The 18,087-nt window shown below is 69.1% G+C and carries 16 protein-coding genes; 10 read left to right on the forward strand and 6 right to left on the reverse strand.

Translation table 11 applies throughout. The features are described from left to right. The first annotated feature begins 48 nt into the window (after positions 1–48). The 8 genes from AVS7_RS02115 to AVS7_RS02150 all read left to right on the forward strand — a co-directional run bounded on the left by AVS7_RS02115 (position 49) and on the right by AVS7_RS02150 (position 8,600). Positions 49–1,281 carry a porin gene (locus AVS7_RS02115; RefSeq protein WP_034689754.1) on the forward strand — a complete coding sequence of 411 codons (1,233 nt, stop codon included), beginning with the start codon at positions 49–51 and terminating at the stop codon, positions 1,279–1,281. A 103-nt stretch (positions 1,282–1,384) separates the two neighbouring features. Further along, entirely contained in the window at positions 1,385–2,368 is a 984-nt protein-coding gene (locus tag AVS7_RS02120; protein ID WP_020226861.1) for an ABC transporter permease, read from the forward strand. A 2-nt stretch (positions 2,369–2,370) separates the two neighbouring features. Beyond that, positions 2,371–3,591 (forward strand): M20 aminoacylase family protein, encoded by a 1,221-nt coding sequence (locus AVS7_RS02125; protein ID WP_024000807.1) that lies wholly within the window; start codon positions 2,371–2,373, stop codon positions 3,589–3,591. A 37-nt stretch (positions 3,592–3,628) separates the two neighbouring features. Then, the gene (locus AVS7_RS02130; RefSeq protein WP_034689769.1) at positions 3,629–5,167 is read left to right on the forward strand and encodes an ABC transporter substrate-binding protein; all 1,539 of its coding nucleotides are present in this window, start codon (positions 3,629–3,631) and stop codon (positions 5,165–5,167) included. Between the two features lie 19 nt (positions 5,168–5,186). Continuing rightward, positions 5,187–6,107: an ABC transporter permease gene (locus AVS7_RS02135; RefSeq protein WP_034689756.1), complete on the forward strand. Its 921-nt coding sequence runs from the start codon at positions 5,187–5,189 to the stop codon at positions 6,105–6,107. A 1-nt stretch (position 6,108) separates the two neighbouring features. Further along, on the forward strand, positions 6,109–7,077 hold the full coding sequence (locus tag AVS7_RS02140) for an ABC transporter ATP-binding protein (RefSeq protein ID WP_024000809.1): 969 nt from the start codon (positions 6,109–6,111) through the stop codon (positions 7,075–7,077). After that, positions 7,074–8,090 (forward strand): ABC transporter ATP-binding protein, encoded by a 1,017-nt coding sequence (locus AVS7_RS02145; RefSeq protein ID WP_024000810.1) that lies wholly within the window; start codon positions 7,074–7,076, stop codon positions 8,088–8,090. Before AVS7_RS02140 ends, AVS7_RS02145 begins: the two co-directional genes overlap by 4 nt. Before the next feature lie 18 nt (positions 8,091–8,108). Next, positions 8,109–8,600: a YbhB/YbcL family Raf kinase inhibitor-like protein gene (locus AVS7_RS02150; protein ID WP_020226867.1), complete on the forward strand. Its 492-nt coding sequence runs from the start codon at positions 8,109–8,111 to the stop codon at positions 8,598–8,600. Positions 8,601–8,652: 52 nt separating this feature from the next. Here AVS7_RS02150 and AVS7_RS02155 read toward each other — a convergent pair whose 3' ends face one another. Beyond that, entirely contained in the window at positions 8,653–9,498 is an 846-nt protein-coding gene (locus AVS7_RS02155) for a MurR/RpiR family transcriptional regulator (protein WP_020226868.1), read from the reverse strand. After that, positions 9,492–10,958 carry a glucose-6-phosphate dehydrogenase gene (gene zwf / locus AVS7_RS02160; protein WP_024000811.1) on the reverse strand — a complete coding sequence of 489 codons (1,467 nt, stop codon included), beginning with the start codon at positions 10,956–10,958 and terminating at the stop codon, positions 9,492–9,494. The genes AVS7_RS02155 and zwf overlap by 7 nt, the downstream gene beginning before the upstream one ends. A gap of 106 nt (positions 10,959–11,064) precedes the next feature. Between zwf and tal the strand changes: the two genes are divergently transcribed. Beyond that, positions 11,065–12,015: a transaldolase gene (gene tal, locus AVS7_RS02165; RefSeq protein WP_020226870.1), complete on the forward strand. Its 951-nt coding sequence runs from the start codon at positions 11,065–11,067 to the stop codon at positions 12,013–12,015. Beyond that, positions 12,012–13,595, forward strand: a complete 1,584-nt coding sequence (gene pgi, locus AVS7_RS02170; RefSeq protein ID WP_020226871.1) for a glucose-6-phosphate isomerase — start codon at positions 12,012–12,014, stop codon at positions 13,593–13,595. Before tal ends, pgi begins: the two co-directional genes overlap by 4 nt. A gap of 92 nt (positions 13,596–13,687) precedes the next feature. Here pgi and AVS7_RS02175 read toward each other — a convergent pair whose 3' ends face one another. The 4 genes from AVS7_RS02175 to AVS7_RS02190 form a co-directional block, all read right to left on the reverse strand. Next, positions 13,688–15,820 (reverse strand): TonB-dependent siderophore receptor, encoded by a 2,133-nt coding sequence (locus tag AVS7_RS02175; protein WP_020226872.1) that lies wholly within the window; start codon positions 15,818–15,820, stop codon positions 13,688–13,690. A 76-nt stretch (positions 15,821–15,896) separates the two neighbouring features. Continuing rightward, positions 15,897–17,396 carry a PepSY domain-containing protein gene (locus AVS7_RS02180; RefSeq protein WP_020226873.1) on the reverse strand — a complete coding sequence of 500 codons (1,500 nt, stop codon included), beginning with the start codon at positions 17,394–17,396 and terminating at the stop codon, positions 15,897–15,899. Then, the gene (locus tag AVS7_RS02185; protein ID WP_020226874.1) at positions 17,393–17,683 is read right to left on the reverse strand and encodes a hypothetical protein; all 291 of its coding nucleotides are present in this window, start codon (positions 17,681–17,683) and stop codon (positions 17,393–17,395) included. The genes AVS7_RS02180 and AVS7_RS02185 overlap by 4 nt, the downstream gene beginning before the upstream one ends. Then, complete coding sequence (locus tag AVS7_RS02190) at positions 17,680–17,943, reverse strand: hypothetical protein (RefSeq protein ID WP_020226875.1); 264 nt, start codon at positions 17,941–17,943, stop codon at positions 17,680–17,682. The genes AVS7_RS02185 and AVS7_RS02190 overlap by 4 nt, the downstream gene beginning before the upstream one ends. Positions 17,944–18,087: the final 144 nt, after the last annotated feature.

The raw sequence follows: 18,087 nt of genomic DNA on the forward strand, positions 1-18,087 counted from the left end.
ATTTCTAAGAATGCAAGTTCCATCATCCTTAGAAGAGAGAGAGCACCTATGCATTTGTTTGCAAAGAAAAATATCGTCCTGGCTGCCATGGCCGTGTGTAGCGCGGGTGCTTCCATGGCCCAGACTGCCAATACCAGCAAGGTCCAGCTGTGGGGCATCGTGGACGTCGCCGTGCGCCACACCAACAACGAAGGTGCGGCGAAGGGGAGCAAGACGCAAATGATGGGCGGCGGCATGTCGCAAAGCCGCTGGGGCATCAAGGTCGAGGAAGACCTGGGCGGAGGCAGCAAGGCGCTGGTGGAGCTGGAAAACCGCTTCGACGCCGATGCGGGCAATGCCGCAGTCAACGCGCCGTTCTTCCAGCTGGCCAACGTCGGTCTGCAGGGTGCCTATGGCCGCCTGACGGCGGGTCGCCAGTGGAACGTGCTGTTCGACGTGGTGACCAGCACCTACGCCTCGTTCCCCTACTCACCGTACATGGAGGCCTACAAGCCCGAGCTGGGCATGGCCGTGGGCGCGCGCAACAGCAATTCGCTGAAGTACATGTTCGCCACGCCGGACCGCAGCTTCGTCGGTGGTCTGCAATACTCGTTCGACGAGAACAACGACACATCGGCCATTGAAGCGGGCTTCCCCGGCAATGCCGCCAGCCTGCCGGCCCTCGTAGGAGCGCAGGCGCTGAGCACGGTCAATGGCGGTGCATGGAAAACCCTCGGTGGCTATCTGCGCTACTCCACCGGAGGCCTCGCAGTCGGCGGTGGCTTCCTGCGCACCGAACTGCCTGGCGGCACCGACGTGGATGCCTGGACGGTGGGCGGCTCCTACCGTACCGGCCCCTGGTATTTCATGACGGGCTATGCACAGAACAAGGCCAAGTTCGCCACGCCGGGCAGCGCCCTCGATCCAGTGAATATCCGCAATGCGGTGGACAAGGCGATCCTGGGCGCGTTCTGGGCCGGCCAGACCAATGGCGGCTTCCAGCCGGGCGATGCCAACAAGCGCCAGCTGGTAAAGCTGGGCGTGGGCTACCAGCTCACCTCCCAGTTGAACCTGGGCATGCACTACTACCGCGGCAAGCAGTCCGGCTCGGCCTCGGGCCTGTCCAACGGCAATTCCGACTTCCTGGTGGCCGTGGCGGACTACGCCTTCAGCAAGCGCACCGACGCCTACTTCGGCGTGGACCACACCAAGATCAGCGGCGGCAGCGCCGTGGTGCTGGATGCGGCCAGCGGTGCACGCAAGCGCACGGGCATCACCGTCGGCCTGCGCCACCGCTTCTGACACCTTTTGCGCCGGCTTCGCAAGAACCTCCCTCGGGAGGTTTTTGTGTTTTGGGCCGGGCGCTTCCTGCTAGCATGGCCCGACTATTGCGTGGTTTATCCGAATGCTTGCCTTCATCCTGCGCCGACTCCTCCAGGCCGTGATCGTGATGGTCACCGTGGCCTTCATCGCGTTCATGCTGTTCCAGTTCGTGGGCGACCCGGTGGCCATCCTGCTGGGGCAGGATGCGACGCCCGAGCAGATCGCGGAGATGCGTGCCGCGCTGGGGCTGGACAAGCCGTTCTTCGTGCAGTTCTGGCACTTCCTCGTGAATGCCGCGCAGGGCGAGTTCGGCCTCTCCCTGCGCCAGGGCGCGAAGGTGTCGCGGCTGATCGCGGAACGCTTTCCCGCCACGCTGGAGCTGGCGCTGGTGGCCGCCGTCATCGCGCTGGTCGTTGGCGTGCCCATGGGCGTGTATGCGGCGCTGCGGCGCGGCACCTTTACCAGCCAGGTGTTCATGACGCTGTCGCTGCTGGGCGTGTCGCTGCCCACGTTCCTCATCGGCATCCTGCTGATCCTGGTGTTCTCGGTCACGCTGGGCTGGTTTCCCAGCTTCGGCCGCGGCGAGGTGGTGCAACTGGGCTGGTGGAGCACGGGGCTGCTCACGGCCAAGGGCTGGCACCACATGGTGCTGCCGGCGGTGACACTGGCGATCTTCCAGCTCACGCTCATCATGCGCCTGGTGCGCGCCGAGATGCTGGAGGTGCTGCGCACCGACTACATCAAGTTCGCCCGCGCGCGCGGCCTGACGGACCGGGCCATCCACTTCGGCCATGCGCTCAAGAACACGCTGGTGCCGGTGATGACCATCACCGGCCTGCAGCTCGGCGGCCTGATCGCCTTCGCCATCATCACGGAGACGGTGTTCCAGTGGCCCGGCATGGGCCTGCTGTTCATTCAGGCCGTCACCTTCGCCGACATTCCCGTGATGGCCGCCTACCTGTGCCTGATCGCGCTGATCTTCGTGGTCATCAACCTGGTGGTGGATCTGCTCTATTTCGCCGTCGACCCGCGCCTGCGCATCGGCGGCAAGGCCGGGGGGCATTGACCATGCAGCCCCCGCGGTTCAAGGCGGGCGGACGCGCCTTCGCGCACATCGCCCAGTACCACCCGGAACTCACGGCGCTGCGGCGCGACCTGCACGCGCACCCCGAGCTGGGCTTCGAGGAGGTCTACACCGCCGCCCGCGTGCGCGAGGCGCTGCGCGCCTGCGGCGTGGACGAGGTGCACGAGGGCATCGGCCGCACCGGAGTCGTGGGCGTGATCCATGGGCAGGGGCGCGGCAGCGGCGCCATGATCGGCCTGCGCGCCGACATGGACGCGCTGCCCATGGCCGAGCACAACGACTTCGCCTGGAAGTCCTGCAAGAGCGGCCTCATGCACGGCTGCGGCCACGACGGGCACACCGCCATGCTGGTGGGCGCGGCGCGCTACCTGGCGGCCACGCGCCACTTCGACGGCACGGCGGTGCTGATCTTCCAGCCGGGCGAAGAAGGCCTGGGCGGCGCGCGTGTGATGATCGAGGACGGCCTGTTCGAGCGCTTCCCAGTCCAGTCGGTCTACGCCATGCACAACTGGCCGGCCATGAAGCCGGGCACGGTGGGCATCAACGACGGCGCCATGATGGCCGCGGCCGACCGCGTGACCATCGAGATCACCGGTCGGGGCGGCCACGGCGCGCATGCCTACCAGACGGTGGACGTGGTGCTGGTGGCCGCGCACATCATCACGGCGGTGCAGGGCATCGTCTCGCGCAACGTGCGGCCGCTGGACAGCGCCGTCCTCAGCCTGTGCGCCGTGCAGGCGGGCGACCTGGGCGCGTTCAGCGTGCTGCCGGGCACGGCCACGCTGGTGGGTACGGTGCGCGCGTTCGACCCCTCCGTGCAGGACATGGTCGAGCGCCGCATCCAGGAGCTGTGCAACGCCGTCGCCCTGGGCTTCGGCGCCACGGCCAACGTGCGCTACGAGCGCATCTACCCCGCCACCATCAACACCGAGGCCGAGGCCCGCTTCGCCGGCGACGTGGCCGAGGCGCTGGTGGGCGCCGAGAACCTGGTGCGCGACCTGGAGCCGAGCATGGGCGCGGAGGATTTCTCCTTCATGCTGCAGGCCAAGCCGGGCGCCTACCTGCGCCTGGGGCAGGGCATGGGTGCGGGCAACAGCACGCTGCACAACAGCCGCTACGACTTCAACGACGACATCCTGCCCCTGGGGGCGGCGCTGCATGCCGGTCTGGTCGAGCAGGCGATGTCGCTGGCGGCGGCGCAATGAGGCCGTGAAGATGCCGTCGCTGCGATTCAAGCAAAAAATGGCTCTAGCGCTTGCCGGGCAAGCGCTGGCAGCTATTTTTACGGTAGCAAGCGCGCAGACCATCCGCGTGGCCAACCAGGGCGATGCGCCGTCGATGGACCCGCACGTGCTCAACGAATCGCTGCAGCTCAGCCTCACGGGCAACGTGTACGAGCCCCTGGTGGGCCGCAACAAGGACCTGCGCCTGGCGCCGGCGCTGGCCGTGGCCTGGCGCATGCAGGCGCCCACCGTCTGGCGCTTCGAGCTGCGCCGGGGCGTGCGCTTCCACGACGGCACGCCCTTCACCGCCGACGACGCGGTGTTCTCCCTGCACCGCGCGCAGGGAGAGGGCTCGGGCCTGAAGAACTACCTGAGCGACGTGCGGCAGGTGCGCAAGATCGACGCGCACACCATCGAGGTGGAAACCCGCGCGCCCTCCCTGCTGCTGCCCGATGCGCTGTCGCACGTCTACATGGTGAGTCGGCGCTGGAGCGAATCCCTCGGCGCCGCCCGGCCCGACGCGGCCCTGCAGCGCGCCAACGGCACTGGCCCCTTCCGCCTGCAGGAGCGCCAGCCCAACCAGCGCACCGTGTTCGCGCGCCATGACGGCTACTGGGGGCGCATGGAAAGCAACGCGCAGCAGATCGTCTTCACGCCCCTGCCCGACGACGCCGAGCGCGTGCAGGCCCTGCTCGACGGGCGCGTGGACGTGGCCGAGCCCGTGCCCGTGCAGGAGATCGACCGCGTGAACGCCGCGGGCGGCGCGCGCGTGGTGACCGGGGCGGAGCTGCGCACGCTGTTCCTGGGCATGGACCAGCGCAGCGACGAGCTGCCGTATTCCAGCGTCCGGGGCGCCAACCCCTTCAAGGACAAGCGCGTGCGCCAGGCCTTCTACCAGGCCATCGACATCGACGCGATCCGCAAGGACGTGATGGGCGGCGCATCCACGCCCGCGGCCCTGATCGTGGGGCCCGGCATCAACGGCTTCCAGCCCGACGCCAAGCGCCTGCCCGCCGACGTGGCCGCTGCGCGCGCCCTCATGGCGCAGGCGGGCTATGCCGATGGCTTCGACCTCACCCTGCACTGCCCCGCGGGCCGCTACGTGCGGGACGCCGCCGTCTGCGCCGCGGTGGCCGAGCAGCTCGCCGCCCTCCAGGTGCGCGTGACGGTGCAGGCCGAGCCCAAGGAAGCCTATTTCCCGCGCATCCTGCGGCGCGACACGGCCTTCTACCTGCTCGGCTGGACACCCTCCACCTACGATGCGCAGAGCGCCTTGCACGCGCTCGCCGCCTGCCCGGACGGGCAGGGCGCAGGCCAGTTCAACCTGGGGGGCTATTGCAACCCGGCGCTGGACGCGCTGGTGCACAAGGCCCAGATGGAAACCGACCGCACCCGCCGCAATGCGCTGCTGCGCGAGGCCGTGCTGCTGCTGGCCGCCGACATCGCCTACCTCCCGCTGCACCAGCAGGCGCTGGCCTGGGGCGTGTCCCGCAAGGTCCGGCTGGTGCAGCTGCCCGACAACTCCATGCCCTTCAAATGGATGGGCGTGGCACCCTGACGATAAGAACCACAGCCCCATGAAACAAATGCTCTTGCGCTGGTACGACAGCGACGTGGCCCACAGCTTCCGCACCTCGCCGGTGGCCGTCATCGCGGCGGTGATCGCCGCCGTGTGCGTGTTTTGCGCGGTGTTCGCCGGCTGGGTCGCGCCGCACAACCCGTTCGACCTCTCCACGCTCGAGTTGTCGGACTCGCGCCTGCCGCCCGCATGGAGCGCGGAGGGCACCTCCAAATACCTGCTGGGCACCGACGACCAGGGGCGCGACATCCTCTCCGCGCTGATCTACGGCACCCGCATCTCGCTGATCGTGGGTCTGGCCGCCGTGGCGCTGTCGCTGCTGATCGGCGTGGGGCTGGGCCTGCTGGCCGGGGCCACCGGCGGCTGGGTGGACGGCCTGCTGATGCGTGTGTGCGACGTGGTGTCGTCCTTCCCCGCCATCCTGGTGGCGCTGCTCATCGCCGGCGTGGCGCGCGCCATGTACCCGGACGCCTCCGAAGGCATGGCCTTCGGCGTGCTCATCCTGGCCATCGCTTTCGCGGGCAGCAACGGCTGGGTGCAGTACGCGCGCACCGTGCGCGCCAGCACCATGGTGGAGCGCAGCAAGGAATACGTGCAGGCCGCCCGGGTGACGGGCGTGCCGCCCGCGCGCATCATGGTCAAGCACATCCTGCCCAACGTTACCGGCCCGGTCACGGTGCTGGCCACCATCCAGGTCGCCACGGCCATCATCACCGAGGCGACGCTGTCGTTCCTCGGCGTGGGCGCGCCGCCCACCTCGCCGTCGCTGGGCACGCTGATCCGCGTGGGCAACGACTACCTGTTCTCGGGCGAATGGTGGATCACCGTCTTCCCCGGCATCATGCTGGTGCTGATCGCGCTGTCGGTGAACCTGCTGGGCGACTGGCTGCGCGATGCGCTGAACCCACGACTGCGCTGATATGTCATTACTAGAAGTCCAAAACCTCGTCGTCGAATTCCCCGGCCGCCGCGGCACGCTGCGCGCTTTGGACGACGTGTCCTTCTCCATCGCGCCGGGCGAGATCCTCGGCGTGGTGGGCGAGTCGGGCGCGGGCAAGTCGCTCACGGGCGCGTCCATCATCGGCCTGCTGGAGCCGCCGGGGCGCGTGGCGTCCGGTCGCATCCTGCTGGAAGGCCAGCGCATCGACAACCTGCCGCACGAGCAGATGCGCCATATCCGGGGCCGGCGCATCGGCGCCATCTTCCAGGACCCGCTCACCTCGCTGAACCCGCTGTACACCGTGGGCCAGCAGCTCGTCGAGACCATCCGCACGCACCTGCCGGTGAACGCCGCCGAGGCGCGCCAGCGCGCTGTGCAGCTGCTCAAGGACACGGGCATCCCGGCAGCCGAGCAGCGTGTGGACCACTACCCGCACCAGTTCTCCGGCGGCATGCGCCAGCGCGTGGTGATCGCCCTGGCGCTGGCGGCCGAACCGCAGCTCATCGTGGCCGACGAACCCACCACGGCGCTGGACGTGTCCATCCAGGCGCAGATCATCCAGCTGCTCAAGCACATCTGCACAACGCGCGGCGCGGCCGTGATGCTCATCACGCACGACATGGGCGTGATCGCCGAAACCTGCGACCGCGTGGCCGTCATGTACGCGGGCCGCGTGGCCGAGATCGGCCCCGTGCACGAGGTCATCAACCATCCCGCGCACCCCTACACCGCCGGCCTCATGGCCTCCATCCCCGACATGGAGCACGACCGCGAGCGCCTGAACCAGATCGACGGAGCCATGCCGCGCCTGACCGCCATCCCCGAGGGCTGCGCCTTCAACCCGCGCTGCCCGCGCGCCTTCGCCCGCTGCCGCGTGGCGCGGCCCGACCTGATGCCCGCCGGCCCCACCCAGGCCGCCTGCTGGCTGCACGCGGAGGTGGCCGCATGAGCACGGCAACGCAACAACCCCGGGCATCGCTCGTGCGCGCGCACGACCTGGCCAAGACCTTCGACGTCTCCGCCCCCTGGCTCAACCGCGTGATCGAGCGCAAGCCGCGCGCGCTGCTGCACGCCGTGGACGGCGTGAGCTTCGAGATCGAGAAGGGCCGCACACTGGCCCTGGTGGGAGAATCGGGCTGCGGCAAGAGCACCGTGGCGCGCCTGCTCGTGGGCCTGTACGAGCCCACGCGCGGCGGCTTCGACTTCGACGGGCAGGACGCGCATGCCGCCTTCCAGGGCAAGGATGCGCGCGCCATGCGCCGCCGCATCCAGATGATCTTCCAGGACCCGTATGCCAGCCTGAACCCGCGCTGGCTGGTGGAGGACATCGTCGGCGAGCCGCTGCGCGAGCATGGCCTCATCACCGGCAAGGCCGAACTCAAGACCCGCGTGGGCGAGCTGCTGCAGTCGGTGGGCCTGTCCGCGCAGGACATGGCCAAGTACCCGCACCAGTTCTCGGGCGGGCAGCGCCAGCGCATCTCCATCGCCCGCGCGCTCGCCACCGAGCCAGAGTTCCTCGTGTGCGACGAGCCCACCAGCGCGCTCGACGTGTCGGTGCAGGCCCAGGTGCTCAACATCATGAAGGACCTGCAGCGCCAGCGGCACCTGACGTACCTCTTCATCAGCCACAACCTCGCCGTGGTGCGCCACGTGAGCGACCAGGTCGGCGTGATGTACCTGGGCCGCCTGGTGGAGCTGGCGGACAAACAGGAGCTGTTCAGCCGCCCGCGCCACCCCTACACGCGCATGCTGCTCGATGCCATTCCCAAGATGCACGACACCGGCCGCGCGCGCACGCCCGTGCAGGGCGAGGTGCCCAACCCGCTCAATCCGCCGCCCGGCTGCGCATTCAACCCGCGCTGCCCGCACGCCAACGACCGCTGCCGCACCGAGCGGCCGCAGATGCTGGAGGCGGGCGGCGCCCGCGTGGCCTGCCATGCCGTGCAGGAAGGCCGCCTGTAAACCCGAAAGGAGAACGCCATGACCTTCACTCTCACCAGCCCCGACATCGCCGACGGCAGCACCATTGCCCAGAGCTTCGAGTTCGACTCCTTCGGCTGCACCGGTGCCAACCAGTCGCCCGTGCTGCGCTGGAGCGGCGCACCCGAGGGCACCAAGAGCTTCGCCGTGAACGTCTACGACCCCGACGCGCCCACGGGCTCGGGTTTCTGGCACTGGTACGTGATCGACATTCCCACCAGCGTGGCCGAACTGGGCGGCAATGCGGGTGCCAAGGGTGGCGCCCACCTGCCCGCGGGCGCGCGCCAGATCCGCAACGACTACGGCATCTACGCCTGGGGCGGCATGTGCCCGCCGCCCGGCGACAAGCCGCACCGCTACATCTTCACGGTGCATGCGCTGTCGGTGGAGCGCATCGACGTGCCCGACGACGCGCCTGCCGCGCTCACGGGCTTCATGGTCAACGCCAACACGATCGCCAAGGCGAGCTTCACCGCGACCTACGGACGTTGAGGGTCAAATCGGGCTCCAGCGCTTATCCATCAAGCGATGGCAGCTATCATTTTTAAGTGTAGCGCTTGGCCCGCAGGTTGTTCTTCATCTGCTGCAGCACCGGCTGCAGCGGCTCGCCGATGCGCAGCGCCACGCAGGTGGCGAGCACGTCGATGACCAGCAGGTGCAGCAGGCGCGACACCATGGGGCTGTAGCGGTCGTAGCCTTCGGGATGGTCGGCGGCCAGGTGGATCTCGCAGGTGTGGGCCAGGGGCGAGCCGCTGGCGGTGATCGCGATGGTCGTGGCGCCGTTCTTGCGCGCGATGTCGGCGGCGTCCATCAGGTCGCGCGTGCGGCCCGAGTTGCTGATGATGACCGCGCAGTCGCCGGGCCCGAGCAGCGTGGCGCTCATCACCTGCATGTGGCCGTCGCTGGTGCTGATGCTGGTGATCCCCAGGCGGAAGAACTTGTGCTGCCCGTCCTGCGCCACGATGCCGGAATTGCCAGCGCCGTAGAACTCGATGCGCCGCCCCGTCTGCCATGTGGCGGCGATGGCGCTCGCCGCCTGCTCCAGCGCGGCGGTGCTGGCGGCGTTGCGGTACTGCAGGAAGGCGGCGACGGCGTTGTCCACCACCTTCACCAGCACGTCGCCGGTCTTGTCGTCGGCGTCCACGCTGCGGTGGATGAAGGGCACGCCCTCGCTCACGCTGCCCATGAGCTTGAGCTTGAAGTCCGCCAGCCCGTCGTAGCCCATGCTGCGGCAAAAGCGCACCACGGTGGGCTTGCTCACGTGTGCACGCGCGGCCAGTTCGCGCACGGGCAGGTGCGCGAAGGCGCGCGCGTCCTGCAGCACGAGCTGGGCGACGCGCTGCTCGGCGGGCGCGAGCGAAGGCAGCGATGCGGTGATGCGGTCTAGCATTCTTCGATCCAGGTGTTGCCGTCGCGCGCGACGAGCGTGCTGGCGGCGCTCGGCCCCCAGCTTCCGGCCGCGTAGGGGCGCGGGCCTTCGCCACGCTCGTCCTGCTCGCGCCAGGTTTGCATGATGGGCTCCACCCAGCGCCAGGCGGCCTCCTGCTCGTCGGCGCGCACGAAGAGGTTCAGCCGCCCGGCGATCACGTCGAGCAGCAGCCGCTCGTAGGCGCCCACGCGCTCGGCGCCGAAGCGCTGCTCGAAGTCCAGGTCGAGCTGCACCGGCGCCAGCGCCTGCACGGCCGCCGCGCCGCGCTTTTCCTGCGCGGCGAACAGGTGCAGCGCCACGCCGTCGCGCGGCTGCAGGCGGATCACCAGGCGGTTGGCGGAACCCAGCGGCGTGCGGTAGATGGGATGTGGCGTCGGGCGGAAATTGATGGCGATGTGCGCCTCGCGCGCCGCCAGGCGCTTGCCGGTGCGGATGTAGAAGGGCACGCCGGCCCAGCGCCAGTTGGCGATCTCGGTGCGCAAGGCGACGAAGGTCTCGGTGGTGCTGCCGGGGGCGACCCCGTCCTCCTCGCCATAGGCGCGCACGTGGCCGCCCGCGAGTTGGCCGGCCGTGTACTGGCCGCGCACCACGCCCTGGGCCAGCGTGGCGGGCGTCCAGGGCGAGAGCGAACGCAGCACCTTGAGCTTCTCGTCGCGGATCGCGTCGGCGTGGGCGTTGATAGGTGGCTCCATGGCGATCGCGCACAGCAGCTGCAGCGCGTGGTTCTGCACCATGTCGCGCAGCGCACCCGTGCCGTCGTAGAAGGCGCCGCGCTTTTCCACGCCGAGCTGCTCGGCCATGGTGATCTCGATGCTGGCCACCGTCTCGCGGCGCCACAGCGGCTCGAACAGCGCGTTGCCGAAGCGCAGCGCCAGCAGGTTCTGCACCGAGGGCTTGCCCAGGTAGTGGTCGATGCGGAACACCTGCCGCTCGTCGAACACGCCGCGCACGGCGGCGTTGATGGCGCGGTTGGATTCCAGGTCGTGCCCCAGCGGCTTTTCCAGCACCACGCGCGTGGCGGGCGTGGCCAGGCCCGCAGCGCCGATCTGCTCGCAGGCGGTGGTGAACAGGCCCGGCGCGGTGGCAAGGTACATCACCACCGTCTCGGCGCTGCGCGCCTCCAGCTTGTCCTTGAGCAGCTGGTAGTCGGCGGGCGCCGAGAGATCCATGCGCTGGTATTCGAGCAGTGCGGCGAAGCGCTCGAACTCCTGCGCGCTCGGGCGTTTCTCGCCCTCCACGACGGCCAGGCGGCTGCCGATGAGCGCGCGGTAGTCGGCATCGGTCAGCGCGTCGCGCGCCACGCCGACGATGCGTCCGCCTGGCGGCAGCGAGCCGTGGCGCCAGGCCTGGAACAGGGCGGGAAGCAGCTTGCGCCAGGCCAGATCGCCCGTGCCGCCGAAAAGTACGAGGTCGAAGCTCATGGCGAACAATGTTACCGAGTTTCATCCGCGGCCCCGGCCGACAGGGACCATGCTGCTCCCGCGCATACACTCCGGCTATTGGCCTGCATTTTGAGAGGACTTTTCCTTGAACCAACTCGACGCGCTCAAACAGTTCACCACCGTAGTGGCCGATACCGGCGATTTCAAGCAGCTGGCCCAGTTCCAGCCGCAGGACGCGACCACCAACCCGTCGCTGATCCTCAAGGCCGTGCAGAAGCCCGAGTACGCGCCGCTGCTCCAGGACTGCGTGACGCGCTTTCACGGCCGCGACATCGGCGAGCTGATGGACCGGCTCATCGTGCGCTTCGGCTGCGAGATCCTCTCCATCATCCCGGGCCGCGTGTCCACCGAGGTCGACGCGCGCCTGTCGTTCGACACCGCCGCCACCGTGGCGCGCGCCGAGCGCATCGTGGAGCTGTACCAGGCCGAGGGCATCCATATCGACCGCGTGCTCATCAAGATCGCCTCCACCTGGGAGGGCATCGAGGCCGCGCGGCTGCTGGAGGCCAGGGGCATCCACACCAACCTCACGCTGCTGTTCTCGTTCGCCCAGGCCGTGGCCTGCGGGCAGGCCAAGGTGCAGCTCATCTCGCCCTTCGTCGGCCGCATCTACGACTGGTACAAGAAGCAGGCCGGCAGCAGCTGGGACGACGCTGCGATGGCCGGCGCCAACGACCCCGGCGTGCAGTCCGTGCGCGCCATCTACAACCACTACAAGCACTTCGGCATCGCCACCGAGGTGATGGGCGCGAGCTTCCGCAACACGGGCCAGATCGTGGCGCTGGCGGGCTGCGACCTGCTGACCATCGCGCCCGAGCTGCTGACCCAGCTCGCCGCTAGCGAGGCGCCCGTCGCGCGCGTGCTCGACCCCGAGGCCGCGCGCCGCGTGGCCATCGAGCCCGTGCAGTACGACGAGGCGGGCTTCCGCTACGCGCTCAACGCCGATGCCATGGCCACAGAAAAGCTCGCCGAGGGCATCCGCGCCTTCGCGGCCGATGCGGCCAAGCTCGAACAGCTGATGCAAGCCGCCACATGAGCTACACGGACCCGCGCACGCGCTGCGACCGCACGGATGCCTGGGGCCAGCTGCGCGCGCACTACGAGCGCGCAGGCCGGGACTTCGACGTGCGCGACGCCTTCGCCGAAGACCCGCAGCGCGTGGAGCGCTTCAGCCAGCAGGCGCCCCACGTGTTCGCGGACCTGTCCAAGAACCGCATCGACGCACCCACCGAGGCGCTGCTGGTGCAACTGGCGCGCGAGTGCGGCTTGCCGGCCTACCGCGACGCCATGTTCGCGGGCGCGCCCATCAACAACACCGAGCAGCGCGCGGCGATGCACTGGTTGTTGCGAAAGCCGGCTCCAGCGCAGGCAGGGCAAGCGCAGGCAGCTACGGATGTAGTAGCGGAGGGCCTGCGCGACGTGCACGCCACGCTGGACGCCATGCTGCGCATCGCCGAGCAGGTGCGCCAGGACGATGCCATCACCGACATCGTGAACATCGGCATCGGCGGCTCCGACCTCGGGCCCGCGATGGCGGTGAAGGGGCTCGACGACCTGCGCCACCCGGCCAAGCGCCTGCACTTCATCTCCAACGTGGACGGCATGGAGCTGGGCAGCCTGCTGCGCACGCTGCGTCCCGAGAGCACGCTGTTCCTCATCGCCTCCAAGACCTTCACCACGCTGGAGACGATGACCAACGCGCAGTCCGCGCGCGACTGGTTCACGGCCCAGGGCGGCACCGACGTGGCGCGGCACTTCTACGCGCTCACCACCCACCTGGAGGCGGCGGCGCAGTTCGGCATCACCACCACGCTGGGTTTCTGGGACTGGGTGGGCGGGCGCTACTCGCTGTGGTCGGCCATCGGCCTGCCGATCGCCATCGCCATCGGCGCGCCGGCCTTCCGCGAGCTGCTGGCGGGCGCGCACGCGATGGACGAGCACTTCCGCACCGCGCCGCTCGAAGCCAACCTGCCCGTGCGCCTGGGCCTGCTGGACGTGTGGTACCGCAACTTCCACGGCTTCACCAGCCGCAGCGTGGCGCCCTACAGCCATGGCCTGCGCCGCCTGCCCGCGTACCTGCAGCAACTGGAGATGGAGAGCAACGGCAAGGGCGTGGACGCGCAGGGCGCCGCGCTGCCCTATGCCACCGCGCCCGCCATTTGGGGCGAGCCGGGCACCAACGGGCAGCACGCGTTCTTCCAGATGATCCACCAGGGGCCGGACGTGATCCCCGTGGACTTCATCGCGCTGCGCAAGCCCGGGCGCGATCTGCCCGGCCAGCACCCGCGCCTGGTGGCCAACGCGCTCGCGCAGGCGCGCGCGCTCATGGTGGGCCGCGCCGACGCGGGCGGCCACCGCGCATTCTCCGGCAACCGGCCCAGTACCTTCCTGGTGCTGGAGCGGCTGGATCCGGCCAGCCTGGGGGCGCTGATCGCGCTGTACGAGCACCGTGTGTTCGTGGCCGGCGCCCTCTGGGGCATCAACAGCTTCGACCAGTGGGGCGTGGAACTGGGCAAGGTGGTGGCCAAGGACATCGAGCCGCGCCTGGGCCATGGCGACGTGGAGGGACTGGATCCGTCCACCGCCGCGCTGGTGCAGAAACTGCAAGCCAAATAGGCCTCCAGCGCTTGCTGGTGAAGCGCTGGCAGCTATCGATACAGAAGCAAAAAGGCCGGTCGCAAGACCGGCTTTTTTTGCAGTGCTGCAGGTCAGAACGACACAGTGGCCGACAGCTTGAAGGTGCGCGGCGCGCCGGGCATCACGAAGCCGTCGCCGAAGGTGCCGATCCAGTACTTCTTGTCGGACACGTTTTCCACGCTGGCGTTGAAGCGCACGGGCGTGGCGCCGAGCTGGGTGGCGTAGCTGGCGTTCAGGTCCAGGCGGTTCCAGGACGGCATGCGCAGGCGGTTGCCCGAGTCGGACCACTGCGAGCCGGTGTGGATCACGCGGCCGCCTACCTTCAGGCCCTGCACGGGCGTCTGCCAGTCCATGCCGATGCGCACGCGCCATTCGGGTGTGCCGAAGGTGTCCTTGCCGGTGTTGCGCTGCTCGGACTTGATGTGGGTGATGCCGCCCAGCAGCGACACGGTTTGCGCCACCTGTCCGTACATGCTCCACTCCAGGCCGCGCAGGCGCTGCTCGCCGTCGTCCACCAGGGTGGGCAGGGGGGCCCCGTTGTTGCTGATGAACAAGGGCCGCTTGATCTCGAAGGCGCTGACGGTGTGTGTGAGCGCGCCGGTCTGCACCTTCACGCCCAGCTCCATCTGCTTGGTCTGCTTCGGCGGCAGGGCCTCGCCCGTGTTGGTGTAGCCCACGCCCACGATCTGGCCCGGCTCCAGCCCTTCTGTATAGTTGCCGAACAGCGAGAGGTCGTCGCCCCAGGGACGCACGACGGCGGCGATCATCGGCGAGAAGCGGCTTTCGCTGTAGTTCGACAACGGCATCTTCACGGTCTGTTGGCGGCCGCCCACGGTCAGCAGCACCTTCTCGTCGGCGAAGCCCATGGTGTCGGCCACGGCCAGCGAGCGGTATTCATTCTGGGTGGTGTAGCCGTTCCATTTCGGCGCGCCCGGGAAGGTCGGGACCACCGGGTCGTACATGTTGGTGGTGTAGCAGTAGTTGCAGGCCGTGTTCACGGTCCCTTCCTTGTGCTTGAGGATGTTGGCCGACACCTGCAGGCGGTGGCGGACAGCGCCCGTGTCGAACTTGCCGATCATGCCGGCCTCGGCCGTGCGGCGCTCGGACTTGGTGTGCACGTTGTAGATGGCGCCGCGCGTGGTGCCGTCCGCGCCGGTGACGAAGGCGCGGGTGCCGAACAGCAGGCCCTGGCCCTCGGCCTCGGAGCCGCCCACCGCGAAGTAGCCCTGCCAGTCCTGCGTGAAGTCGAACTCGGCGCGGGCCAGCGCGCCGCTGTTCTCGTACTCGCCGTGCGTGCCGCGGAACATGTTGGTGTCGCCCTCGGGCGGGGCCAGCAGGCGGCCCACGCCGGGGATGGCTGCGTTGCCCAGGAAGTTGAACATGCCAGGGCTGCCGTTGTCGATCTTGTTGACGCTGTTGTACAGGTCGAGCGAGAAGCGGGCGCGGTCGCCCACGTAGTCCAGCGCCAGCGCGCCGACGCGGCGGGACTGTTCCTCGTCCTTGGCGCCCATGTCGCCGGAGCCGTAGACGCCGTTGAAGCGGATGCCCAGGCGCTTTTCCTCGCCGAAGCGCTTGCCCACGTCGGCATGGGCCTGGAAGTAGGACTTCGATCCGTAGGTCACGGTCAGGTCGGCGATGGGCTGCGCCAGGGCGCGCTTGGTCACCATGTTGACGGTGCCCGCCACGCTGGACAGGGGCGGCATGCCCGAGAGCAGCACGTTGGGGCCGCGCAGCACCTCGATGCGCTCGAACATCTCGACCGGCACCGAGTTGGCCGGGGCGATGCCGTACAGGCCGTTGGTGGCGATGTCCATCGCCGTCATGTCCAGGCCGCGCAGGTTGAAGTTCTGCAGCAGGTGGTTCTTGTTGGTGGTGAAGACGACGGCGGAGTCGTTCTCCAGCACGTCCTGCAGCGTGAGGGCCGACCAGTCCTCGGCCAGCTCGCGCGTGTAGGCGTTGACGTGCACCGGCGCTTCCATGATGGACGTGGCGCCCAGGATGCCCAGGCGCGCACCTGATGCGGCCTTGTTGCCGGGCGCGCGTACGGGCAGGTCTTCGCGCTCGTACTTGCTGCGCACGGTGACCGTGGGCAGCGTGGTCTCGCCTTGCGCGGGGGCGGTCTGGGCGGCGGCGCCGGCGCTGATGGCGATCAGCGCCAGGGCAATCGGAGTGCGCCGCAGCGTGCGGCAGGTGATGGCGGGCATGGATGCTTCCTGTTGTGAATGATGGTGTTGCAAATGAAAATAGCTCGCATTCTAATGGTGTTGCAACAGGTAACCGCTACCGTTGCCGCCAGCCCACCCATGCGAAGAACAGCGCCAGCAGCGCGCACACCGCGCCCAGCAATACGCCGTCGGGCCCGGGGCGCAGCACGGCGGCCAGCGGCACCAGCGCGTTGCACAGCGCCGTGAACCACAGCAGGCCGCGCGCAGCCTGCGCCGTGCCGCGCCAGAGGGCCCAGGCGATGCAGGCGCTGAACAGGCCGTAGAACGCGCCCTGGTGCAGCGTGTCCAGGTCGCCGACCACGGGCGCCAGCCAGTGCGCCAGTGCCAGCGTGGCGGGCAGGGCGGCGGCGCAGCCCAGGCTCACGCCCAGCGTGAGGGCGGAGACGACGCGCACGTGGCGCGGGCGCTCCATGGCCGGCCCATCCTGCGGCTTGCGCGCGCGCTTGGTGCGCGTCTCGATCCACAGCAGGTTGCCGGTGTAGAACAGCAGCGCGCCCGACAGGCCCAGCAGCACGTAGAGGATGCGCACCGTGTCCCCGCCGTAGCTGCCGAAGTGCAGCGAGAACAGGCTGCTGAGCAGCGCGCTCGACGCGTGGCCGCTTTCGCCCGGCACGTAGGTGCGGTCGTAGATCTCGCCCGTGCGCAGGTTCACGAAGGCCAGGCCGTAGCGCGAAGCGCGCTGGAAGTTCCGCTCGTCGATACCGCCCACGGCGGCCACGGCCCCGCCGGGCTGGACCACGTAGTCCAGGCCCAGGGGCTGGAGGTGCGGGGCCTGCTCCTGCACGCGGCGCCTGATCTCGCTGGGCGGCAGCCAGTCGGCGCGGGCCGCCAGCGGCCGGGGCACGCTGTCGCGCGCCACCGTGGCGCTCAGGCCTTCCCGGTAGATGAACTTGTCCTGCGCGAGGTAGACCATGTCGTGCAGGCCGAACACGGCGGCGCTGAAAGCGATGACCAGGTGGAACGGCAGGCTGGCCACGCCCAGCAGGTTGTGAACGTCCAGCCACATGCGCTTGAGGTTGGCGCCCAGGCGCAGGTAGAACAGATCCTTCACCAGCGACGGCAGCAGCACCACGATGCCCGACACCAGCGCCAGCCCGTAGGCCAGCGAGACGAGGCCGATGACCGGCTCGGCCACCTCCAGCGGAATCGGCAGGCCGCCCTTGCGGTGCAGGTAGTCGACGAAGTTGCCGCTGGTGTCGTCCTCGCGCGGCGCATCCATGCGGCGCAGCTGGCCGTCGCTGCCCAGCTGCCACCACACCGCGTCCTGGCCGCGCTCGAGCTGCGCCAGCGCGGGCTGGGCGTTGTCGGGGCCGGGAAAGCGCAGGCGCACGCGGCCCTTCGCGCCGGGGTGGGCGTCGAAGAAGGCGGCGGCCAGCGCGTCGCCGTCGTCGCTCACCGCGCTGGATGCGGGCGCGGGTGGCTGCGTCCAGCGGGTGATCTCGGCCTCCAGCATGGAGAAGGCGCCCGCGTAGAAGGCGATGTACAGCACCAACCCGCAGAGAATGCCGACCCAGGTGTGGACGGCCAGGTAGTCCTTGACGGTCTGCGCCTTCATTGCAGCACCTTCCAGGCGGCGAAGGCCGCCACGTTGGCCAGCAGGAAAGCGGCCGCGCACTGCTTGCGGCTTTGCGCCAGGAAGGCCACGCACGGCGCGGCGGACCACAGCAGCACCGCCAGCCACATGGCGATCTGGTCGCGCACCGGCAGATAGGCGGGCAGCAGGCCACCGTACATCAGCAGCCAGCTCAGCCACAGCGCCAGCGGAAAGCCGAGGAGAAAGCCCGTGAAACCCTTGAACAGCAGGTGGCGCGGCGCGGCTTTGTCTTGGACGCCGCGGCTCATCGGGCGGCCGCCTTGGCGGTGCGGCGGCGCGCGGCCTGCCACCAGCTCAGGCAGGGCAGGACCAGCATGGCCACGCCCAGCACCAGGGCAGTGGAGGTCGCCAGGCCCAGGCCGCCGGCCTGCGTCTGCCACACGGCCAGCAGCAGCACCATCAGCCCCAGCACCGTGCCGCGCCAGCCCTGGAGCGGCCCCTCAACGCGGGGCGTGGCGCACAGAAACAGCCCGCCGCAGACGGCGGCCAGCAAGATACCGATCCACATGGAAGCAATCCAGAACAATAATGAGAATGGATATCAATTTTACATGCAAATCATTACTGGCCGATGTGGAGGTCGTGGGCGAAAAGAGCCATCAGCGCTTGTCCAACAAGCGCTGGCAGCTATCAAAACCATAGAAAAAGCCCC

Source organism: Acidovorax sp. MR-S7 (assembly GCF_000400995.2).
GTDB lineage: Bacteria > Pseudomonadota > Gammaproteobacteria > Burkholderiales > Burkholderiaceae_C > MR-S7.